Genomic DNA, 17,968 nt, shown 5'->3' on the forward strand with positions numbered 1-17,968 from the left:
GAGACGGCCGGTCCGGCGGGCGTTCGGGCCGTCAGTGCCGGCCCTGCGCCACCCAGCTGAGCAGGTCGAACGAGACGCCGCCGAGGCCGGTGACGTCGTCGTAGCCCTTCGCCGTCTTGAGCGAGGTGTCCTGATCCAGCGTCACCAGGTAGGTGTTGCCGCTGATCTTGCTGGTGTAGACGAGCGCCTGCGGCGGGTTCTGCGGCTGCACGTCGCGGAACGCGTTCGGCAGGATGCGCTTCACGCCGTACAGCGTCGGGTTGGCGAACCCGATGGTGCTGCGCGTCGCCTGCTGCACGATCGCGATCTGCGCGGCCACGATCGGCGCGGCCAGCGACGTTCCGCCGTAGGTCTCGTTGATGTAGTCGCCGGTCGCCAGCGTGCTGTCGTCGACGATCGGGCGGATGCCGATCTGGAACCCGGTGTAGGGGTCGGCCAGGGCCGCCACGTCGGGCGAGACGCGCTTGCCCTGAGCGAGCGCCTGAGGGACGATGCCGCGCTGGTAGTCGGGCTGCGCGAACACGGCGCTCACGCCGCCGCCCGCACCGCCGACGAACCGCGTGCCCGGGAGGGGCTGCGCGTAGCTGAGCGTGCCGTCGGAGTTCTTGACGATCTGGTCGAACTGGTCGCCCCAGCCGGTCTCCCACGCGATCTTGCCGTTCTTGTCGATGCCGGTGCTCGTGCCGCCGACCGAGGTGACCCACGGCGAGGACGCCGGGAAGTCGGGCGACGCGTAGCCGAGGTTGGCCACCTCGTCGCCATTGTCACCGCTCGAGAAGTACAGGCCGATGCCCTCGCCCGCGGCCTGGAGCTGCAGGTTCACCTCGCCCTGGATGACGTCGGCCGGGACCGCCTCGCCGACGTTGCCGTAGCTGTTGCTGACGATGTTGGCGAGCTTGTTGTCGAGGATCTTCGACATCGCGATGTCGAGGCCGCCGCCGCAGTCCGTGCCGCCGACGTAGAGGATGCGCGCACCCGGCGCGATGGCGTGCACCGACTCGACGTCGAGCGTCTGCTCGCCCTGCCATCCGCTCGGCTGCTGGCACAGCTCCTGGTCGGTGAACTCGCTCGGCTTCGGCACCAGCTGCTGGTAGCTGGAGTTGGTGAGGCCCGGCTCGCCGTTCTGCTGCGAGTAGGAGTTCACATCCTTCAGGATGCTCGGGCTGGCGTACGCGTCGATGATCGCGACCGTCTGGCCGGTCCCGTTGACGCCCTTCTTGCCCAGAGTGTCGAGCCCGTACGCGCTGCGCAGCTGCTGCGGCGTGTAGCCGCAGTTGTTGGTGCTGTACTGCGTCTGGCCGTTGTACGCGGGCGGGACGGTCACGGTGTGCTCGCCGATGTAGTGCGAGCACGGCGCATCGATCACCGGCGCTGCGGCCGCGAACTTGCGCGCGACGGTCGGGTCGCCGGAGGGGCCGAGGTCGCCCTGTTTGATCGAGTCGGGACGCGTCGTCGTGCGCGACTGCTCGATGCTGATCGCGGACACCTTGCTCGCCAGCGCCGTCGGAACCGACGGAGCCGACGACGGCGCCACGAGCTTGCGGTCGGCGTGGTTGTACGAGTGCAGCGACGTCCCGAACACCGAGCCGAGCTGCTCCGCCGTGCCGCGGAAGACGACGTACTGGCGGCTGTCCGGGACACCCTGGATGGTGAGCCCTGCCGTCTTGATGAAGCTCACGACCGAGTCGAAGTCGGCCTTCGTGGGCGAGAAGCGGTTGATCCACTGCTGCGGCGACAGCGCCTTGCGGTACCCGCGGTCCAGCGGGTTCGAGACCGCCTTCGCGAGCGCCTCTGCGCCCTTCTGGTCGCGCAGGGGCAGGTAGATCTCGCCCTGCACCGTCGTGTCGGCCGCGGCCGCGCCCGCGTCGTTTGCGGGCGTCGCCCAGGAGGGGACGGACCCGGCGTACGGCACCCGGTCGGCCGCGTTGGCGGCGGAGGTCCCCGCCAATGACAAAGCCACCACGGCAGTCGTGGTGGCGACGATCCCGAGAGCCCTCTTGTGAAGGGATCGGGTGGTGCGAAGTGCCATGAATGTCATCCTTCGAACTCGGGACGGGCTCGACGTCGAGCCGCCGCGCGACGCGCGACAGGAGCGACCCTAGACCCGGGCGTTCTACCACCGCAACAGGGGGTAGACAGTTCCGTCGCAGAACTTGCCGGACATGAACCATCCTCACCCGCCCCGCGGCTCTCCCGCTGGCCCACCCGCCTCCCTACCGGACTCCACCCCGACCCCGTCGAGGTGAGACTGATCGTCGTTATTCCGCCCGAGTGGTGGCAAGATGTCGCGACTCGGCGGCCGCGCAGGGCTCGGAGGAACGGCGGAAGGGCCGGGACCGCGGTGCGGTCCCGGCCCTTCCGGGGTGTTCGGTGAACGAACTCAGATGGCGTTGACGTCCAGCGGGATGCCCGGGCCGAACGTGGTCGACACGGCGCCCTTCTGGATGTAACGGCCCTTCGCGGCGGACGGCTTGAGACGCACGACCTCCTCGAGGGCGGTCTTGATGTTGTCGTTCAGCTGCTCGGCGGTGAAGCCGGCCTTGCCGACGACGAAGTGCACGTTGGCGTGCTTGTCGACGCGGAACTCGATCTTTCCGCCCTTGATGTCGGAGACGGCCTTCGCCACATCCGGGGTGACCGTGCCGGTCTTCGGGTTGGGCATGAGGCCGCGCGGGCCGAGCACCTTGCCGAGACGGCCGACCTGGCCCATGAGCTCCGGGGTGGAGACGGCCGCGTCGAAGTCGGTGTAACCGCCGGCGACCTTCTCGATCAGGTCGGCGCCGCCGACCTCGTCCGCACCGGCCGCGATGGCCGCCTCGGCCGCGGGGCCGGTGGCGAACACGATGACGCGGGCGGTCTTGCCCGTACCGTGAGGAAGAATGACGGTACCGCGGACCATCTGGTCCGCCTTGCGCGGGTCGACGCCCAGCTTCAGCGCGACCTCGACGGTCGAGTTGAACTTGGCGGAGCCGGTCTCCTTCGCGAGGGCGACGGCCTCCTCCGGCGTGTAGAACTTTCCGGCCTCGATCTTCTCGGCCGCGGCCCGGTAGGCCTTGGACTTCTGTGCCATGTGATTTCTCCTAACGAGAATGTGGTGCGAGCCTGGCCGGCTCTTCCACGTATGTCTTGAGGGGGTCGGGCTTACGCCTCGACCGTGATGCCCATCGAGCGGGCGGTGCCTGCGATGATCTTCGACGCCGCGTCGATGTCGTTGGCGTTGAGGTCGACCATCTTCTGCTCGGCGATCTGACGCACCTGCTCCTGGGTCAGCTTGCCGACCTTGGTGGTGTGCGGGACGCCCGAGCCCTTGGGGACGCCTGCCGCCTTCTTGATCAGCTCGGCCGCCGGCGGGGTCTTCAGGACGAACGTGAACGAGCGGTCCTCGTACACGGTGATCTCGACCGGGATGACGTTGCCGCGCTGCGACTCGGTCGCCGCGTTGTACGCCTTGCAGAACTCCATGATGTTCACGCCGTGCTGACCCAGGGCCGGGCCGATCGGCGGGGCCGGGTTGGCGGCGCCGGCGTTGATCTGAAGTTTGATCAGACCGGTGACCTTCTTCTTCGGTGCCATGTCTCTTCCTTCTTTGTGTATTCGAGCTCGTGGGCTTCACGCCCGCGTCGCTCTCCCGGTTTCTCGGCCCTTCCGAGACCCGGTGTTCTGTAAAACCGTGGGGAGGCTCTGAATGTTCCTACTGCTTGGTGACCTGGTCGAAGCTGAGCTCGACCGGCGTCTCGCGCTCGAACAGCGACACGAGCACGGTGAGCTTGCCGCTCTCCGGCTTGATCTCGCTGATCGAACCCGGCAGGCCCGCGAACGAGCCCTCCTTGATGGTGATGGTCTCGCCGATCTCGAAGTCGACCTCGGTGATGACGCTGCGCGCAGCGGCCTTCTGGCCCTTCGCGGCGCCCTTGGCCGGTGCCGCCTCGACCTGCACGAGGCTCTTCAGCATCGAGAAGGCCTCCTCGAAGCGCAGCGGCGTCGGGTTGTGGGCGTTGCCGACGAACCCGGTGACACCCGGGGTGTGGCGCACGACGGACCAGCTGTCCTCGTTGAGGTCCATGCGCACGAGCACGTAGCCCGGGATGCGCACGCGGTTGACCATCTTGCGCTGGCCGTTCTTGATCTCGACCACGTCCTCCATCGGGACCTGGACCTCGTAGATGTAGTCCTCCATGTTCATCGAGACCATGCGGTTCTCGATGTTGGACTTCACGCGGCGCTCGAAGCCGGCGTACGAGTGGATGACGTACCACTTGCCGATCTTGGAGCGCAGCTCGGTGCGGAACGCCTCGTAGGGGTCGGCGACCGACTCCTCCTCCTCGTCCTCGACGGCGAGCTGGGCGGCCTCCGCCTCGTCCTCGCTGTCGACCTCGAGGGCCTCGTCGACGGCACGGTCGGCCTCGGGGTCGACGGCCTCCGCCATCGCGTCGAGGACGGCGTCGAGGTCGACCTCGGTGCCGTCGTCGGCGACGACGTGCAGGGCCTCGTGCTCGGCGGCGTCGGACGCCTCGTCCTCGCTGGCGAGGACGTTACCGGTCTGCGCCTCGTCGTCTTCGGAGGACTGCTCCGCGGCAGGGGCCCAGTCCACGTCGTCGCGATTGGTCTCAGACACTGAATTCATTCCATTTCTTGTCGGGGAGGCCGGTGCGGCCCTGTCGACTCGTCTACTTCGGGTTTCCGAACACCCACACGACACCCAGTCCGAACACCCAGTCAAGGAGGGACACGAGAGCCATCATGATGACCACGAACACCAGCACGACGCCGGTGTAGCTGAAGAGCTCCTTGCGGGTCGGTGTGACGACCTTCCTGAGCTCGCCGATGACCTGCCGGATGAACAGGGCGATCCGGGCGAAGGGGTTGCGCCGCGCAGCGCGATCCTTCTTCGCGTTGGCGACGATGTCCTCACTCGGCTCGTCGATTACCTTTCGGGCCACCTCGTTACACCTTTCGTGGACCGGCACCTGAGTGCCGATGTGCAGGGCGGACAGGAATCGAACCTGCAACCTGCGGTTTTGGAGACCGCTGCTCTGCCAATTGAGCTACCGCCCTAAGAAGCGAATCGCCGAACCTCACGTCGCCATCCTCTGAAACAAAAAAGGGCGCAGAAAAGCTTGGCGGATTCAACCACCTCGTCAAGTGTACGTGACGCCGACGCCCGCCCGCAAAGCGGTCAACTCAGAGCAGTCGGCGCTCCAGCGCCCAGGCCGTCAGCTCGTGCCGGGAGGAGAGCTGGAGCTTGCGCAGCACGGCGGAGACGTGGGTCTCCACGGTCTTGATGGAGATGAACAGCTCAGCGGCCACCTCCTTGTAGGCGTAGCCGCGGGCGATGAGCCGCATGACCTCGCGCTCCCGGGCCGACAGACGGTCGAGCTCGTCCGTCGACTCCGCCTGCTCCCCCGCGGCCGCCCCGAAGGCATCGAGGACGAATCCGGCCAGTTTCGGAGAGAAGACCGCGTCGCCGCCCGCGACCGCGACCACGGCATCGCTCACCTGAGGGCCCGAGCTGCCCTTCGTCAGATAGCCGCGCGCGCCCGCCCGGATGACGCCGACGACATCCTCCGCCGCGTCGGAGACGCTCAGCGCGAGGAACCGCGTCGCAGGCGCCTGCCCGGCCGTGCGGCGCACCACCTCGGCGCCTCCCCCGCCGGCTCCGCCGGGCAGGTGCACGTCGAGCAGCACCACGTCGGGGCGTGTCTCGAGCACCGCGGCGACGGCCGCATCCACGTCCGCCGCCTCTCCGACGACCTGCAGCCGCCCGTCGAGGTCGGAGCGCAGCCCCGAGCGGAAGATGGAGTGATCGTCGACGATCACCACGGTCACGGGCCGGTCGCCGCCGGAGGTCTCGGTCATGTCGTCTCGCTCGGGATGTCGATGGTCAGCTGGATCTCGGTGCCGGTCGGGCGCGCGTTCACGGCGGCCTGGCCGCCAGCGCGCCGCATCCGGCCGATGATCGATTCTCGGACGCCGAGGCGGCCCTCCGGAAGGGCGGTCAGGTCGAAGCCCGGTCCCCGGTCGCGGATGAAGACGTCCGCCCTGGCCGGCGTCTGCCCGCTCGCCGGCGCCGCCTCGATGTAGACGGAGACCTCGCCGCCCGCGTGCCGCGCAGCGTTCAGCATGGCCTCGCGCGCAGCCGCGCCCAGCTCGGACGGGGCGTTGCGCACCGGCTCGCCCACCGTCACGATGTCGAAGTGGACGGGGTGGTCGACTTCGAGCGCTGCCGCCACCTCGCGCAGTTCCGCAGCGAGGTCGCGCTCCTCGCGCGCCGACCGGGCCGCGTCGGCGAACAGCCATTCGCGCAGCTCGCGCTCCTGGGCGCGGGCGATGCGGCCCACCTCGCTGGAGGCGCCCGCCCGGTTCTGGATGAGGGCGAGGGTCTGCAGCACCGAATCGTGCAGGTGCGCCGCCATCTCGGCGCGCTGCTCCTCCTTGATGCGCGCCGTGCGCTCCGAGATCAACTCACGCCAGAGTCTGACCGCCCACGGAGCGAGCAGCACGGCCGCGCCTGCGAAGGTGGCGACGAGGATGCCGAGCCACAGCATCCCGGAGCCGCCGACGTTCTGCGTGAAGGCGATCGCGAGTGCGACCACGACGAGGAACGCGCCGCACGCGATGCGGAAGACCGTGGGCGACAGCGGCGCGAAGGCCGCGGGCTCCTCGTCGGCGAGCGTCTCCCACGCGACGGCGAGGACGAGAAGGGCGACCGCGGCGGCCAGGGCGCCGAAGCCGGCGGCCGTCGCGCCGCCCGCCGCGAGGACGACGGCGGCGACACCGGATGCGGCGCCGGCTCCCGCGAGCACCCACGGCACGTTGACACGCCGCCGCACGCCGTCGGCAGGGTCGGAGCCGGACGGCGGCCGGAGCGGCGTCAGCGCCCAGAACCACAGGTAGAGGAGCAGGCCGGCGCCGCCGAGGAAGGTCGCGCCGACGAACGCCCACCGCACCGCAACGACCGGCCAGCCGAGATGATCGGCGAGCGCGACGGAGACGCCGCTCACCCAGCAGGAGCGCGGGCGAGCCAACGGCGGCCGGCGAACACCGGCGCCCGGACCGGCCGACGGACCGGCGGGCGCGGAGGAGGACATGCTGGAATCCAAGCAGACCCCGAGGAACCCCGCATCCGTCAGCGGCGGGAATCAGGGTCCGCTCAGGGGTTCACCGGATGCCCGGCGCCGGGCGCCGCCGCCAGGATGGTGAGCATGTCACAGAACGATTCGACTCCCCCGGTGGGGACGCCCGCGAACCCGTACGGCGGGCCCCGGACCGGCTTCTCCGGCCGCGGAACGCGCTTCTTCGACTGGATGCGCGGTCTCGGCGTGGTCCGGGCCGACGGCTGGCTCGGCGGCGTCTGCGCCGGTATCGCCTACCGGCTCGGCATCGACCCGCTGATCGTGCGCGGGATCGTCGTCGTGGCCGGGATCCTCGGGGCGCCCGTCCTGCTGCTGTACGCGGCGGCGTGGGCGCTGCTGCCCGACCGGGACGGCCGCATCCACCTGCAACGCCTCTTCGAGGGCGACTTCGAGCCGCCCATGGTCGCCATCGGCGTCCTGCTGCTGCTGTCGCTGCTGCCGTGGGCGAGCGGGTTCTGGTGGGCCGGCGGACCGTTCTGGGATGTCCCCGGCTGGGGAGAGGTCGTCGGCCGCGTAATCTGGACGCTCGTGGTGATCGGTGCGGTCGTCGCGCTGATCGTGGTGGCGGTGAACCGGTCGGAGGCGCGCGGGCCCGGTGGGGCGTCGAGCACTGCTCCGTCGCAGGCGGATGCGGGGGCTGCGGGGGCTGCGGGGGCTGCGGCTGCGCCTCCCGCGCCGGATTCGGCTCCGGCCGCCGCAACGGCCACGACGGTCGCGGCGGAGAGCGTCCAGTTGGACATCGCCGCCGAGCCGACGCCGCCTCCCGCTCCACCGCAGGGCGCCTCCACGGAGGACGTGGCCGACTGGCAGCAGCGGCAGGCCCAGTGGCGCGCCGACCACGCGGCGTGGAAGCAGCGGCTCGCCGCCGACATGCGCGCGGTGAAGGCGCAGCGGTCCGCCGAACTGCGCACCCAGGTCGCCACGGCGACCGCGGAGGCGGCGGCCCGCCGCGACGCCTACCGCGCGGCGAACCCACGGGTCGGCGCGGCGGTCGGCTGGCTCACCGTCGGCCTGGCGCTCGTTGCCGGGTCGCTGGTGGCGATCGTGTGGCCGCAACTCGCGGAGGTCGCGCGGTTCACGACCGCGGCCGGGCTCGCCGCAGCGACGCTGGTCGTCGGCGTGGCCGTGCTGATCGCCGGGCTGGCGCGGCGGCGCAGCGGGTTCCTGATCTTCCTCGGGATCCTCCTGGCCGCCCTCACGGTGGCGGCGCTGGTCCTCGCCGGGAACGGGATCTCCGGCATCCACCTCACCCACGAGGGCCTCCCGGTCCTCCTGCAGCTGTGACCGAGACCGACAGGGAGACGATGATGACCGGACCTCAGGATATGACAGGGCCGACGGCGAGCGCGCAGATCCGCTGGGGCGGGGTCGTGTGGGGGCTGCTGCTCACGCTCTTCGCCGGCTCGACGCTCTACGTGCTCGCGTCGGCCGAGCGGGCCGCCGAGGTTGCCCTGTGGCTGCGCTCGCTCACGCCGGGATCGGCCTGGGCGCTCGCGGCGGCCGTCCTCGGCCTGATCATCGTGGTGTCCGCCCTGCTCGGGGGCATCCGGGCGTCGCAGCGGCGCCGCGTCCGCCCGCGGGTCTGAGCCCACCCGTCACCCGTCACGCGTCACCCGTCACGCGTCACCCGTCACGCGTCACCCGTCACGCGTCACCCGTCACGCGTCCACAGCCGGACCCCGATCGCACTTCTCCACAGATGTGGGCGATCGGGGCCGGCCGTCAGGCGTCCCTGCGACGATGGCTCCATGACCACAGCAACAGACGCCCTCACCAGCCTCCGCGCCCTCGTCGGGCGACCGGAGGCCGGGTTCCACGACGGTCAGTTCGAGGCCATCCGCGCCCTCGTCGACGACCACCGGCGTGCGCTCGTGGTGCAGCGCACCGGCTGGGGCAAGTCGGCCGTCTACTTCGTCGCGACCATGCTGCTGCGGGCGAGGGGCGCCGGCCCGACCATCCTCGTGTCGCCGCTGCTCGCGCTGATGCGCGACCAGGTGGCGGCGGCAGAGCGCGCGGGCGTGCGTGCGGTGACCATCAACTCGGCCAACCGCCACGAGTGGGACGACGTGGCGGCACGGCTCCGAGAAGACTCGGTCGATGTGCTCCTCGTCTCCCCCGAGCGGCTCAACAACCCCGAGTTCCGCGACACGCAGCTGCCCGCCCTCGTCGATCGGAGCGGGCTCCTCGTCGTCGACGAGGCGCACTGCATCTCCGACTGGGGCCACGACTTCCGGCCGGACTACCGTCGGCTCCGCGACCTGATCGCCCTCCTCCCCGCCGACATCCCGGTGCTGGCGACCACCGCCACGGCCAACGAGCGCGTCGTGGCCGACGTGGTCGAGCAGCTGGGCGCGGGCAGGGAGGGCGAGGTCCTGACCATCCGCGGCCCGCTCGCGCGACGCTCCCTCCGGCTCGGGGTGCTCCCCCTGCCGGACGCGACCACGCGGCTCGCCTGGCTCGCCGGTCACCTGGCCGACCTGCCGGGGAGCGGCATCGTGTACACGCTGACGGTGTCCGCGGCCGAGGACACCGCCCGCGTGCTGCGCCGAGCCGGCCACGAGGCCTACGCCTACACCGGTCAGACCGACACGGCCGAGCGCGAAGACCTGGAGGGGCGACTCAAACGCAATGAGCTGAAGGTGCTCGTCGCCACGAGCGCGCTCGGCATGGGCTTCGACAAGCCCGACCTGGGCTTCGTCGTCCACCTCGGCGCGCCGTCGTCTCCGGTCGCCTACTACCAGCAGGTCGGCCGTGCGGGGCGGGCCACCGACAACGCCGATGTCCTGCTGCTGCCCGGCCCGGAGGACCGGGCGATCTGGCAGTACTTCGCGACCGCCTCGATGCCGTCGCGCGAGAAGGCGGCGGCCGTACTGGAGGCGCTGGGCGAGTCCGCCCAGTCGACCCGCGTGCTCGAGAGCCGTGTCGATCTGCGGGCGTCCACCCTCGAACTGCTCCTGAAGGTGCTCGACGTCGACGGCGCCGTCCGCCGGGTGAGCGGCGGCTGGGTCTCCACGGGTGCGCCCTGGGCATACGACGAGGAGCGCTACGCCCGCATCGCGGCCGCCCGCGAGGCGGAGCAGGCGTCGATGCTCGAGTACGAGTCGACGTCCGGCTGCCGCATGGAGTTCCTTCAGCGGGCGCTGGACGATCCGGACGCCGGTCCCTGCGGCCGGTGCGACAACTGCGCCGGGGTGTGGTTCCCGACCGAGGTCGACGACGGCGCGGCCGGCCAGGTGGGTTCGCTGCTCGACCGCGTGGGCGTCGAGGTGGAGCCGCGCAAGCTCTGGCCGACCGGCGCCGACCGGCTCGGCATCCCGGTGCGCGGCAAGCTGGCGGCCGATCAACTGCTCGAACCCGGGCGCGCCCTCGCCCGCCTGACCGACCTCGGCTGGGGCGGTCGCCTGCGCGACCTACTGGCCGACGACGCCCCCGACCAGCCGGTGCCGCCGGCGGTCCTCGACGCGTGCGTGCGCGTACTCGCCGACTGGGACTGGGCGTCCCGGCCCGCCGCGGTGGTGGCCATCCCCTCGCGGCGCAGACCGGTGTTCATCGAGTCGCTCGCGCGAGGCATCGCCACGGTCGGCCGACTCCCGTTCGCCGGAACGCTGGGCTGGAGGGGCGCCGCCCCGGCGGGCTCACCCGCCGGGAACAGCGCCTTCCGCCTCGCGTCCGTCTGGGAGCGCTTCAGCGCCGAGGGATTGCAGCTCCCGCCGGCGGCGCCCGTGCTCCTGGTCGACGATCTGGTGGATAGCCGGTGGACGATCACGGTGGCCGGTCAGGAGCTCCTGAGGTCGGGCGCCTCGGCGGTGCTCCCCTTCGCCGCCGCCCTCCGGGCGTGACGTCGTGGCTCGCCGGGAGCGGGCGGTGGCCTCAGATGAAGTCGCCGCCCCCGAAGTCGCCGCCCCCGAAATCGCCCCCGCCGAAGCCGCCCCAGTCGCCGCCGCCCCAGCCGCCTGCGTCACCGCCGCCTGCGTCACCGCCGGTGCCGCCGTCCCAGCCACCACCGGTGTCGCCGCCGGAGCCGCCGTCCCAGCCGGCCGCTTCGGTCGAGCCGCCATCGCTTCCGCCCTGGTCACCCGAGCCGCCGTCGCCGGAGCCGTCGTTGTTCTGATCGTTCGCGTTATCGGCGTTCTGTTCGCCCGAGCCGGCATCCGCCTGATTGTCGGCCGGCGACGGCAGGAACGAGCTGACGATCGCCGAGCCGATCACGTACCCGGCGACGCTCCCGAGCAGCGAGGTGGCGAACATGCTGCCGAGTCCCGGGCCCCCGAAACCACCGCGGCCCCCGCCCGCGCCGTAGCCTCCGAGGGAGCGCTCCAGCGTGCCCGGTTGCCGCAGCTCGGAGCGCGTCGCGGCCTGCGCGAGAGAGCGGGGGTCGTCCGCCCTGGGCTGCTCGCCCGCGGGCGCGTTCTGGCTCAGCTGCTCGAAGACCATGCGCCGCTGCTCGGGCGTCAGCTTCGCGAACGCCTCCTCGTGCACCTGCTCGATGGTCTCCGGCGGGGCGGTGCGGAGCAGGTAGCGGTAGCGCTCGACCGCGATCTCGTCCTCGCTCCGCGGCTGCGCGCCGGCCGGCGCCGGGGCGCCCGCGGCGGCTCCGGAGCCTCCGTACGGCTGGTACCCGGCGTTCTGCTGCTGAGAGCCGTTCGGGCGCGGTTCCTCGCGTCCGAGAAGGCGGTCCAGGAATCCCATGTCGTCCCTCCGGTCCGTCCCGACGCGGTGCGCGTCGTCGTGGGAACAGCCTACGGAGGCGGGCGTGAGAATCTTCTCAGAGTCCGCCGTCAGATCGCCAAGCCGACCAGCACCGGCTCGGGCTGCAGCACCACCCCGAACTCGGCCTGCACGCGCGATTGGATGAAGGTCGCCAGCTGCACCACGTCATCCGCCGTCGCGCCCCCGCGATTCACGATCGCGAGCGTGTGCTTCGAAGAGATGGCGGCTCCGGAGCCGGGAAGTGCGAAACCCCGGCGGATGCCGGCCTGCTCGATCAGCCACGCGGCGCTGAGCTTGACCGTGTACTCCGTGGCGGGCAGCGACGGAACGTCGAGCGGGTGCACCCCACCCGGCGGCAGGTCGAGCACGGTGTCCGGCTCGGCCGGCTCCTGCGGCCAGCGCGGCGCGTTCGCGGGCAGTGTGCGGGCGAAGGTCTCGGAGACGATCGGATTGGTGAAGAACGAGCCCGAGCTGACCGAGTCCGGGTCGGCCGGGTCCAGCACCATCCCCTTCGACGAGCGCAGCGACAGCACCGCTCGCCTCAGCTCCGCCACCGGCACACGGGATCCGAGCGGCACGCCGAGAGCATCGGCGAGCTGCGCGTACGCGACGGGTGCGCTGAGCGGTGCCGCGATCCCGCCGGGAACCGAGTTGTCCGAGAGCTCGAGGTCGACCGTGAGCACCACGCCGAAGCGTCCGCGCTTGAGCACCGAGGTGCGGTATCCCAACCCGAGGTCGTCGCGGGTCAGGTATTCGACCTCCCCGGTCGCGTCGTCGAGGAACTCCACCCCGAGGAGCGCCGACTCGATCTCCTGGCCGTACGCGCCGATGTTCTGCACGGGGGCGGCGCCGGTCGATCCGGGGATCCCCGAAAGGGCCTCGATCCCCGACCACCCGTTGTTCACGGTCATGGCGACGAGTCCGTCCCACGGCTCGCCCGCCTGCACCCGCAACCGGATGCGGCCGTCGGGCGCGGCCAGCCGCTCCACCCCACGGGTGCGGGCGTGGATGACCGTGCCGTCGAAGCCCTCGTCACTCGCGACCGTGTTGGAGCCTCCGCCGAGCAGGAACCAGTCCTCGCCGCTGCCGCGGGCGTCGAGCACGGCGTCGATCAGCTCCTCGCGCGTTTCCGCCGCGACGAGCAGCCGTGGAGCGCCGCCGACGCGGATGGTGGTGAGGTCGGCGAGGCGTGCCGTCGTGGAGTCCGTCATGCCAGCCGGACGCGCACCTGCGCCTTGCCCAGCACCGTCTCGCCTCCGAAGGTCGTGGTCAGGTCGATGCGGGCGACGCGCGCCTCCGCATCCAGCTGACCGACCTTCGCCGTGACGGTGACGGTCGCACCGTCCGCCGGGTCCACGACCACGGGCCGTGTGAAGCGCACCTGGTAGTCCGCGACCAGGGCGGGGTCACCGACCCAGTCGACGACCGGCTGCACCGAGAGGCCCATGGTGAGCATCCCGTGGGCGATCACGCCGGGCAGGCCGACCGAGGTGGCCACATCGTCGCGGTAGTGGATGGGGTTGAAGTCGCCGGAGGCGCCCGCATAGCGGACGAGGGAGTCGCGGCTGAGCTCGACCGCCCGCTCGGCGACCACGTCGCCGACGGTCAGGGCGTCGAAGTCGGGAATGCTATCGGTGCCGGCCATTACTCGTCTCCTCGCACGACCAGGGTGGATGTGGCGGTCACCACGTGGGCGCCGTCCGCGTCGACGATGGTCGACTCGGCGGTCACCATCGAGTGGGCGCCCAGCGACTTGACCGAGGTGACGCGGAGCGTCGCGGTCAGCTCGTCGCCGGCGAACACCGGGCGGCTGAACGTGAAGCGCTGGTCGCCGTGGACGACCCTGCTGAAGTCGATGCCCGCGTCCGGCTCGGAGAGCAGCTGGGCGAGCGTCGCCTCCTGCACGACCACCGGGAAGGTGGGCGGCGCGACGAGGTCCGGGTGCCCCGCGGCTCGGGCCGCCTCGACATCGAACGAGAGCGGGGTGGTGGCGAAGACGGCGCGCGCGAACTCGCGCACCTTCTCACGGCCGACGAGGTACGGCTGGGTGGGTGGGAACTCACGCCCCTGCAGCTCTGGATTGACTGGCACCCGACGATTCTACTGACCGCTCCCTGCGCGCCTCCGGGAGCGCCCCGGACGACAGAAGACCCCGGCGGCCGTGCGGCCGCCGGGGTCTTCGTGCTCGGTGCTAGCGCCTTACTGGCAGCTGTCGCACTGCAGCAGGTCCATGGGGTCGACGGGAACCGAGTAGCCGCCAACGCTGTCGTTTTCGTAGTCCATGATGGCCTCCCCTTGAAGTCTTGGTGATCCGCATTCCCGCGGTGTTCACCCACTATATAACCCGAATGACACTATTGTCATTCCACTACATGTTGTGTTTTGGGGTTTTTTCTCGCTGCCCCCAGATTAGGGGGAACCACCGACATCATCGGCGGGTCGGACGATGCCGGACGAGCTGTCGTGACATCGGCGTTTTGTCGCAGGTCAGGTAGCGATTCAGACCGTTCCCGTTCCGGTCTCGAGTGCACGCGCCCCTCGTACCGGACTGCCCGGGCCCAGGCGAGCGATCCCGGTCTCGGCGTGTCGTGGATGCCGCGCGCCCTCGGCACGGCACGGGCAGTCAGACGGACGGACGCGTCGGGACCGCCGCCACGATCCCACGGCCGTTCTCCGGCCAGCCGTCCCAGCCGCGGAGCTGGAGACGGTACTCGCCGCCCACCACCAGGGAGCGGCCCACCTTCTGCGCGGCCGCGTCGGGGAATCGTTCGCCGTCACGCGTCACCTCGAGGCGTCCGCACTGCCGCGTTCCCACATTCCAGTCCGTACCGAGGAAGCCGCTCTTCGAGTACACCGGATGGTGAGCCAGGGTCGTCACCGTGCACTCTGCGACCGAGTGCACGTTCCACCAGATCCCGTCGACGATCAGGCTGCCGAACGTGAACACCGAGATCCCGAGCACGACGAAGGCTGCCACGAGGGCGAACTTCCCGGCCCTGCGGCCGGAGCGACTCATCGGGAGGGCGGGTGGCATCGGGTGGTGCTGTGTCAGCGGCCGTCGGTCGAAACCGGTCTGCAACCTGTCCGCCAGTGTCCTCCGCTCCATCGCACCTCCCATCGGCGATGGTAGCGACCCTGGGCGAAAGCAGCGGACCTCGGCCTCGCGCAGACCGCGCCGATCAGTACCGGATGGCGTCGATCGGCCGCACACGGACGGCGACGAGGGAGGGCAGCAGCCCGGCCAGCGCTCCGACCCCGACGGCGACGAGCATCCCGAACGCCGCCGCGGACAGCGGGAAGGCCGGCACATCCTGGAGGCCCTGGCGGTGCAGGAAGCCGATGACGATCGGGTTCTCCAGCGCGAGGATCGCGACCATCACCCCGGCGACCCCGGCCACGGTGGTCGCGACCACGCTCTCCATCATGACGCCGGCGAACACGCGGGCCGCGGTCGCTCCGAAGCTGCGGCGGATCCCGATCTCCCGGATGCGGGCCCGCACGGTGACCATCGAGATGTTCAGCAGCCCGAGGGCGCCGAGCAGCAGAATCAGGCCCGCGGCGGCGCCGCCGACGATCTTGAGGAAGAGCAGCGGGTCTGGGCCGTCCACAGCCTGGTAGTCCTGCCTGTTCACGCTCACCGTTGCACCGCTGCCGACGGCGCGCGAGAGGTCGGAGGAGAGGCGCTCCGACAGCGACGCGGAGAGGGCGGGCGGCACCCAGGCGTAGTACTGCGTCGAGCCCGCCTCGTCCTGCGGTGTCCCGGGCGGTTGGAGCGCCCGGTAGGCGTCGTAGAGCATCCACAGCTGGGCCATGTGCTCGTCGCCGCCCGCGGCGACACCGATGACGACCGCGTCGACCGGGGCGGGGCTGATCAGGTGGAGCTTGGGGTGAGAGCGCAGGTCCGGCGAGCCGAGCAGGCGCCAGAGACCCTCGTTGACGACCACGGCCGGCACGAGCCGGTCGGCGTCGCGCGCCGAGAACCAGCTGCCGGCGACGATCCGGGTGCGGAACATCACCGCGTAGTCGGGGTCGACCAGCTGCCCGCTCAGGTTGGCATCGGCAGGGAGCCCGCGCACGACGGGCTGTGCGTAGCCCTGTCGCGTCGAATGGCTCACCTGGTACCGCGCAAGCACGTCGGTCACCAGCCGCCCGAACTCCGCATCCGTCGTCAACGCCCGGCCGTCCTCCGAGTACGGCAGGCTGATGTTCATCATCGCCGGCCGCCCCTGACCGCGTTCGAGCCCCTCGACCACCCCCTGCTGGGCGACCGCCGAGATGGCCGCGATGGAGGTGAGCGCCATGATCGCCACGGCGACGCCCACGATCGCCATGAGCACCCTCGCCCGGTACACCCGGAACTCGGACCACGCCTCCACGACGACGCTGTAGACCGACGTCAGCGCCCTCACCGCACGACCTCGACCTCGTCGGGATGCAGCACGCCGCCGTCGAGCCGGTGACGGTGGTCGGCCAGCGCGGCGATGTACGGGTCGTGCGTGATGGTCACGAGGGCGGCGCTGCTGTCGCGGGCCACCCCGTCGAGCAGCCGCATGACCGCCTGGCCGGTCTCCACATCCAGGGCTCCGGTCGGCTCGTCGGCCAGGATCACCCGCGGCTCCCGGACGAGAGCGCGGGCGATGGCGACGCGCTGCTGCTCGCCGCCGGAGAGGCGGCTCGGCAGCCAGTCGGCGCGGTCGGCGAGCCCGACCCGGTCGAGCATCTCCAGGGCGAGCCGGCGACGCCGCCAGAACCGCTGCGGCTCGGCGTACAGGAGCGGCGTGGCGACGTTCTCGGCGGCCGTCCGGCCGGGCAGCAGGTTGAACTGCTGGAAGATGAACCCCACCTCGCGGCCCCGGCGCCTGTCCCGCTCCGCCGACGACATCCGCTGCACCGGGACGTCGTCGAACACGATGCTGCCCGCCGTCGGCTCGTCGAGCAGCCCCAGGATGTTGAGCAGTGTCGACTTGCCGGAGCCGCTGCGGCCCACGATCGACACGTGCTCACCGGCGTCGACGACGAGGTCGATCCCGCGCAGGATGTGCAGCGGCTCGGCGTCCGGGATCTCGACGACGCGCGTGACCCCGTCCAGCACCAGGATCGCCATCAGCCGCCGAAGCCGTTCGCCGACGCCGCCTGCTCGTCGACCTTCGACGGAACGAACTCCAGGATCTCGTCGCCCTTCTTCAGCCCTGCGACGATCTGCACCTGCCGACCGTCGAAGATGCCCAGCTGCACCTTCACCGGCGTCGGGGCGCCGCCGTCCGCCGCGGGCCGGTACACCGTGCCCGCCGCGCCCGCTCCCTCGACGGCGGTCGCGGGCACGATGAGCGCGCCGTCTGCCGACCCGGCGCCGATGGTCAGCTTCGCCGCAAGGCCGGCGAAGACGGTCACCTCGGCGGGCACCGCGCAGCGCACCGTCGGTCCGCCGGACGACCCGGCGCCGGAGGACGACCCCGCGGAGGGCGCGGGACCCTGCGCCGGGCCGTCGGACCCGCCGCTCGCCCCGGCGAGCGGAGCGCTGACGGTGAGGCCGGTGCAGGTGAACGGCTCCGGTCCGCCGGCGATGGTCACCTTCGCCTCGGTCGGCTTGCTGAGCAGCCGGTACTGCTGCACGGCGGCGATCGACCCCGAGACGTTGAACGTCGGCGGGGCGACCTGGCCCAGCACGTCGCCCACGGAGACCTGCTGGCCGACGAGCACGTCGACCGCCGACAGCGTCCCGGCCGCGCCCGCGGCGATCGTCTCCGTGCTGTACCGGGGGCTGCCGTCTGCGGCGGGCGTCTCGAGTTGGTGCTTGACGACGGCCACGGGAGTCGCGGCGTCGACCGCGGCGCCCGGCGCGGCGGCGACCTTCGTCACCTCGCCCGCCGCCGTGGCGCGCACCGGCGCCGCCGCGTCCGCGAATACCGTCGCGTCCAGGGTGAGGTCGTTGCGGATCGAACCGCTCTGCACGGTCGTCGTCGGCTCGGCCACCACCCCCGTCGGACTGATCCCGTCCGCGCCGGCGGTGGCGCCGCTGAAGAACGCGAGCTTCACGAGCGCTGCCGCGATGGCGGCGAAGACGACGAGGCGGAGGACCGGGAACACCCAGCGGCGCATCACACCGGGGGACGACGAACTCATCC

Annotated in this window: 18 protein-coding genes and 1 tRNA gene; 3 read left to right on the forward strand and 16 right to left on the reverse strand. The window is 71.3% G+C overall.

Going from position 1 to position 17,968, the window contains the following annotated elements:
- Window positions 1-31: 31 nt before the first annotated feature.
- The 8 genes from HNO83_RS01455 to HNO83_RS01490 all read right to left on the reverse strand — a co-directional run bounded on the left by HNO83_RS01455 (window position 32) and on the right by HNO83_RS01490 (window position 7,088).
- Entirely contained in the window at window positions 32-2,029 is a 1,998-nt protein-coding gene (locus HNO83_RS01455) for a S53 family peptidase (protein WP_217498553.1), read from the reverse strand.
- Between the two features lie 351 nt (window positions 2,030-2,380).
- Complete coding sequence (gene rplA / locus HNO83_RS01460; RefSeq protein ID WP_175335714.1) at window positions 2,381-3,070, reverse strand: 50S ribosomal protein L1; 690 nt, start codon at window positions 3,068-3,070, stop codon at window positions 2,381-2,383.
- 71 nt (window positions 3,071-3,141) lie between these two features.
- Window positions 3,142-3,573 carry a 50S ribosomal protein L11 gene (rplK, locus tag HNO83_RS01465; protein ID WP_175335715.1) on the reverse strand — a complete coding sequence of 144 codons (432 nt, stop codon included), beginning with the start codon at window positions 3,571-3,573 and terminating at the stop codon, window positions 3,142-3,144.
- A 118-nt stretch (window positions 3,574-3,691) separates the two neighbouring features.
- A complete protein-coding gene (gene nusG / locus HNO83_RS01470; RefSeq protein ID WP_175335716.1) occupies window positions 3,692-4,615 on the reverse strand; it encodes a transcription termination/antitermination protein NusG in 924 nt (307 codons plus the stop codon).
- Window positions 4,616-4,667: 52 nt separating this feature from the next.
- Window positions 4,668-4,940 (reverse strand): preprotein translocase subunit SecE, encoded by a 273-nt coding sequence (gene secE / locus HNO83_RS01475; protein WP_175335717.1) that lies wholly within the window; start codon window positions 4,938-4,940, stop codon window positions 4,668-4,670.
- Window positions 4,941-4,982: 42 nt separating this feature from the next.
- A tRNA-Trp gene (locus HNO83_RS01480) sits at window positions 4,983-5,055 on the reverse strand.
- 126 nt (window positions 5,056-5,181) lie between these two features.
- The gene (locus HNO83_RS01485) at window positions 5,182-5,856 is read right to left on the reverse strand and encodes a LuxR C-terminal-related transcriptional regulator (RefSeq protein ID WP_175335718.1); all 675 of its coding nucleotides are present in this window, start codon (window positions 5,854-5,856) and stop codon (window positions 5,182-5,184) included.
- Window positions 5,853-7,088: an ATP-binding protein gene (locus tag HNO83_RS01490; protein WP_175335719.1), complete on the reverse strand. Its 1,236-nt coding sequence runs from the start codon at window positions 7,086-7,088 to the stop codon at window positions 5,853-5,855. The genes HNO83_RS01485 and HNO83_RS01490 overlap by 4 nt, the downstream gene beginning before the upstream one ends.
- Before the next feature lie 114 nt (window positions 7,089-7,202).
- Between HNO83_RS01490 and HNO83_RS01495 the strand changes: the two genes are divergently transcribed.
- From HNO83_RS01495 to HNO83_RS01505, 3 genes are all read left to right on the forward strand, one after another.
- Window positions 7,203-8,417, forward strand: coding sequence for a PspC domain-containing protein (locus HNO83_RS01495; RefSeq protein WP_175335720.1), 1,215 nt, complete (start codon window positions 7,203-7,205; stop codon window positions 8,415-8,417).
- Window positions 8,418-8,440: 23 nt separating this feature from the next.
- A complete protein-coding gene (locus tag HNO83_RS01500) occupies window positions 8,441-8,719 on the forward strand; it encodes a hypothetical protein (RefSeq protein WP_249776404.1) in 279 nt (92 codons plus the stop codon).
- Between the two features lie 162 nt (window positions 8,720-8,881).
- Window positions 8,882-10,972, forward strand: a complete 2,091-nt coding sequence (locus HNO83_RS01505) for a RecQ family ATP-dependent DNA helicase (protein ID WP_175335721.1) — start codon at window positions 8,882-8,884, stop codon at window positions 10,970-10,972.
- A 31-nt stretch (window positions 10,973-11,003) separates the two neighbouring features.
- Here the strand turns inward: HNO83_RS01505 and HNO83_RS01510 are convergent, their stop codons facing one another.
- From HNO83_RS01510 to HNO83_RS01545, 8 genes are all read right to left on the reverse strand, one after another.
- On the reverse strand, window positions 11,004-11,822 hold the full coding sequence (locus HNO83_RS01510) for a hypothetical protein (protein WP_175335722.1): 819 nt from the start codon (window positions 11,820-11,822) through the stop codon (window positions 11,004-11,006).
- An 89-nt stretch (window positions 11,823-11,911) separates the two neighbouring features.
- The gene (locus HNO83_RS01515) at window positions 11,912-13,054 is read right to left on the reverse strand and encodes a UDP-N-acetylmuramate dehydrogenase (RefSeq protein WP_175335723.1); all 1,143 of its coding nucleotides are present in this window, start codon (window positions 13,052-13,054) and stop codon (window positions 11,912-11,914) included.
- A complete protein-coding gene (locus HNO83_RS01520; RefSeq protein ID WP_175335724.1) occupies window positions 13,051-13,488 on the reverse strand; it encodes a MaoC family dehydratase in 438 nt (145 codons plus the stop codon). Before HNO83_RS01520 ends, HNO83_RS01515 begins: the two co-directional genes overlap by 4 nt.
- On the reverse strand, window positions 13,488-13,934 hold the full coding sequence (locus HNO83_RS01525) for a MaoC family dehydratase N-terminal domain-containing protein (protein ID WP_175335725.1): 447 nt from the start codon (window positions 13,932-13,934) through the stop codon (window positions 13,488-13,490). Before HNO83_RS01525 ends, HNO83_RS01520 begins: the two co-directional genes overlap by 1 nt.
- A 532-nt stretch (window positions 13,935-14,466) precedes the next feature.
- Window positions 14,467-14,820, reverse strand: coding sequence for a hypothetical protein (locus HNO83_RS01530; protein WP_175335726.1), 354 nt, complete (start codon window positions 14,818-14,820; stop codon window positions 14,467-14,469).
- 202 nt (window positions 14,821-15,022) lie between these two features.
- Window positions 15,023-16,252, reverse strand: coding sequence for an ABC transporter permease (locus HNO83_RS01535; RefSeq protein WP_175335727.1), 1,230 nt, complete (start codon window positions 16,250-16,252; stop codon window positions 15,023-15,025).
- Entirely contained in the window at window positions 16,249-16,947 is a 699-nt protein-coding gene (locus tag HNO83_RS01540) for an ABC transporter ATP-binding protein (RefSeq protein ID WP_175335728.1), read from the reverse strand. Before HNO83_RS01540 ends, HNO83_RS01535 begins: the two co-directional genes overlap by 4 nt.
- Window positions 16,947-17,966, reverse strand: a complete 1,020-nt coding sequence (locus HNO83_RS01545) for an efflux RND transporter periplasmic adaptor subunit (protein WP_175335729.1) — start codon at window positions 17,964-17,966, stop codon at window positions 16,947-16,949. Before HNO83_RS01545 ends, HNO83_RS01540 begins: the two co-directional genes overlap by 1 nt.
- Window positions 17,967-17,968 lie beyond the last annotated feature (2 nt).

The organism is Leifsonia sp. C5G2 (assembly GCF_013359685.1).
Classification (GTDB): Bacteria; Actinomycetota; Actinomycetes; order Actinomycetales; family Microbacteriaceae; genus Leifsonia.

Coding starts and splice junctions, on each gene's coding strand:
- HNO83_RS01455 (WP_217498553.1), bottom strand. CDS start 2,029: ATGGCACTTCGCACCACCCGATCCCTTCACAAGAGGGCTCTCGGGATC.
- rplA (WP_175335714.1), bottom strand. CDS start 3,070: ATGGCACAGAAGTCCAAGGCCTACCGGGCCGCGGCCGAGAAGATCGAG.
- rplK (WP_175335715.1), bottom strand. CDS start 3,573: ATGGCACCGAAGAAGAAGGTCACCGGTCTGATCAAACTTCAGATCAAC.
- HNO83_RS01485 (WP_175335718.1), bottom strand. CDS start 5,856: ATGACCGAGACCTCCGGCGGCGACCGGCCCGTGACCGTGGTGATCGTC.
- HNO83_RS01490 (WP_175335719.1), bottom strand. CDS start 7,088: ATGTCCTCCTCCGCGCCCGCCGGTCCGTCGGCCGGTCCGGGCGCCGGT.
- HNO83_RS01495 (WP_175335720.1), top strand. CDS start 7,203: ATGTCACAGAACGATTCGACTCCCCCGGTGGGGACGCCCGCGAACCCG.
- HNO83_RS01500 (WP_249776404.1), top strand. CDS start 8,441: ATGACCGGACCTCAGGATATGACAGGGCCGACGGCGAGCGCGCAGATC.
- HNO83_RS01505 (WP_175335721.1), top strand. CDS start 8,882: ATGACCACAGCAACAGACGCCCTCACCAGCCTCCGCGCCCTCGTCGGG.
- HNO83_RS01510 (WP_175335722.1), bottom strand. CDS start 11,822: ATGGGATTCCTGGACCGCCTTCTCGGACGCGAGGAACCGCGCCCGAAC.
- HNO83_RS01515 (WP_175335723.1), bottom strand. CDS start 13,054: ATGACGGACTCCACGACGGCACGCCTCGCCGACCTCACCACCATCCGC.
- HNO83_RS01520 (WP_175335724.1), bottom strand. CDS start 13,488: ATGGCCGGCACCGATAGCATTCCCGACTTCGACGCCCTGACCGTCGGC.
- HNO83_RS01540 (WP_175335728.1), bottom strand. CDS start 16,947: ATGGCGATCCTGGTGCTGGACGGGGTCACGCGCGTCGTCGAGATCCCG.
- HNO83_RS01545 (WP_175335729.1), bottom strand. CDS start 17,966: ATGAGTTCGTCGTCCCCCGGTGTGATGCGCCGCTGGGTGTTCCCGGTC.